The following is a 2,744-nucleotide window of genomic DNA, read 5'->3' on the forward strand; positions in this document are numbered from 1 at the left end:
ATGTGGCCGCTCGTCGGTGATCCAGCCCGTGTCCACCGCGGTCATGAGAATGCCGTCCTGCTCGAGCATCTCGGCGGCGCTGGTGCGGGTGAGCATGTTCAGCGCGGCCTTCGCCATATTGGTGTGCGGATGGCCCGGGCCCTTGTACCGGCGCGAGAACTGGCCCTCCATCGCCGACACGTTGACGACGTATTTACGGCGAGCCGGGGACGCGGCCATCGACGGGCGGAGCCGGCTGATCAGCAGGAACGGCGCCGTCGTGTTGCAGAGCTGCACTTCGAGCATCTCGAGCGGGTCGACGTGCTCGACGTTCTGCACCCAGCTGTTTGTGGTCTGCAGGTCGGGCACGAGACCGCCCGCGTCGATGGCGGTGCCGTCGGCGTGCTTCGCGAGCGACGACGAGCCGGGCGCCATGGCCAGGTTCGCCAGGTCCGCCGCGGTGAGGGCCGGAGCACCCGACTGGGCGACCGTCCCGGCAAGGGATGCGACGGAGAGCAGTGGATGCGCCGCCACCGATGCCGCCAGCGCCTCGGGGTGCTGGTCGGCGGTGTGCCCGAAGGTCTCCATTTCAGGGAGCGGACCGTCCGGCAGCGGCTGCAGTTCGGCATCCGCCAGCAGTGAGTACGAACCGGGGGAGCGGCGCACGGTCTGTGCGGCGTTGTTGATGAGGATATCGAGCGGGCCCTGTGCGGCGACCGAGTCGGCGAGGCCGATCACCTGGGCGGGGTCGCGCAGGTCGATGCCGACGACGCGGAGCCGGTGCAACCAGTCCGCAGAGTCGGGGAGGGACGCGAAGCGGCGCACGGCATCTCGCGGGAACCGCGTCGTGATCGTCGTGTGCGCACCGTCACGCAACAGCCGGAGGGCGATGTACATGCCGATCTTCGCGCGGCCGCCGGTGAGGAGAGCCCGCTTGCCGGTGAGATCGGTGCGGGCGTTCCGCTTGGTGTGGCTGAACCGGGCACAATCCGGGCAGAGCTGGTGGTAGAACGCGTCGACGAGCGTGTACGGCTGCTTGCAGATGTAGCAGTTGCGCGGCTTCAGCAGTTCACCGGCGGTCGGCGCCTCGACCGTCGTCGCGAGCGGGATGCCGCGCGTCTCGTCGTCGATCCGATCGGATGCCCCGGTGGCGGTGGCCGCGATGACCGCCTTGTCTGCATTGGCGACGACGTCCCGGAGCTCGCGACGTCGGGTGCGTTTCACGGCCTTGAACATCGCGGCGGTCGCCCGGCGGACGGTGACGTAGTCCGGGTGTTCCTCGTCGAGGGTGTTCATCGAGGCGAGGACGCGGAGGGTGGTCTCAAGTTCGGTGGGGTCGATCCCGTCGCCGAGGAAAGCGGGTTCGGATGTGGCGGCGGTCATTCACGCAATTCTACCGGAGGACATATGCGCCAACGCTGGGTGTCGCAGTGGAAGGATGGCAGCATGAACCCGATCGAGTGGCTGTTCGACGCGCAACTGGTGATCGGCGATCAGACGATCCTCTGGCGTGAGGTGATCGGGAACGCTTTCGGCATGGCCAGCGCGGTCGGCGGGATGCGCCGCAAGGTGTGGGCATGGCCGGTCGGCATCATCGGTAACGTGCTGCTGTTCACGGTGTTCCTCGGCGCGGTCTTCGGCACCCCGAATCCGGTGAACCTGCTCGGTCAGGCCGGACGTCAGGTCATGTTCATTATCGTGTCGATCTACGGTTGGGTGCAGTGGCGGCAGAGCCGCAACTCGAGTGAGCACACAGCGGTGACACCACACTGGGCGTCGAACAAGGAGCGGCTGTTCCTGATCCTCGGGCTGTTCGGCGGAACCGCGGTTCTCGTCCCGATCTTCCGCGCGCTCGGCTCGTTCGAACCGGTGTGGGCAGACGCCTGGATCTTCATGGGCTCGCTCCTCGCCACCTACGGCATGGCGAAGGGCTGGGTCGAATTCTGGCTCATCTGGATCGCCGTCGACATCGTCGGTGTACCCCTGCTCATCAGCGCCGGGTACTACGCCTCCGCTGTGCTGTACCTGTTCTACGGCGGCTTCACTCTCGTCGGCTTCTTCATCTGGATGCGGGTGCACCGCAAAAACTCGCTGACGATCGAGACGGCCTTTCCTGACCCGACGGTGCAGCGCTGACCCAGGTCACTCGTTCCGGTCGGAAACACCCGGCGCACCGGATGTTCTCGTCCGCACCGGGTGATCTCGGCGGGCTCGGCCAGCCGGGAGTGGCATGATCGAAGGACCATGACAGCCCAGCCGAAGCTCGACCCGAATGCCCTCCGCGAGCGAACCGGCGACACCGTGGAACCGGATGCCGTCTACGACGCGTTCTCGGACTGGGTCACGGCCACCGGCATCCGAATGTATCCGGCGCAGGACGAAGCGATCATGGAGATCGTGTCGGGGCAGAACCTCGTGCTCAGCACCCCGACCGGCACCGGGAAGTCCCTCGTTGCGGTCGGGGCACACTATGCCGCGCTCGTCGCCGGCAAACGCAGTTTCTACACCGCACCGATCAAGGCACTCGTCAGCGAGAAGTTCTTCGCGCTGGTCGACGTTTTCGGGGCTGAGAACGTCGGCATGATGACCGGGGACTCGTCGGTCAACGCCGACGCGCCGATCATCTGTTGCACGGCGGAGATCCTCGCCAACCTCGCCCTCCGCAACGGGGAAGACACCGAGGTCGATGAGGTCGTGATGGACGAGTTCCACTTCTACGCCGACCCCGAGCGCGGCTGGGCCTGGCAGATCCCGCTGCTCAGCCT

At 66.6% G+C, this 2,744-nt stretch carries 3 protein-coding genes; 2 read left to right on the forward strand and 1 reads right to left on the reverse strand.

The genetic code is table 11. From position 1 onward, the window contains the following. Positions 1-1,362, reverse strand: a 1,362-nt coding sequence (locus ACLQ62_RS07905; RefSeq protein ID WP_411721098.1) for an SDR family NAD(P)-dependent oxidoreductase, incomplete at its 3' end; no start/stop codon positions are given. A 63-nt stretch (positions 1,363-1,425) separates the two neighbouring features. Here ACLQ62_RS07905 and pnuC point away from each other — a divergent pair. Both pnuC and ACLQ62_RS07915 read left to right on the forward strand, forming a co-directional pair. Then, positions 1,426-2,115, forward strand: coding sequence for a nicotinamide riboside transporter PnuC (gene pnuC / locus ACLQ62_RS07910; protein WP_411721099.1), 690 nt, complete (start codon positions 1,426-1,428; stop codon positions 2,113-2,115). Positions 2,116-2,223: 108 nt separating this feature from the next. Further along, a partial coding sequence (locus ACLQ62_RS07915) for a DEAD/DEAH box helicase (protein ID WP_411721100.1) occupies positions 2,224-2,744 on the forward strand: 521 nt, incomplete at its 3' end.

It is taken from the genome of Mycetocola sp., assembly GCF_046716805.1.
Taxonomy (GTDB): Bacteria; Actinomycetota; Actinomycetes; order Actinomycetales; family Microbacteriaceae; genus Mycetocola_A.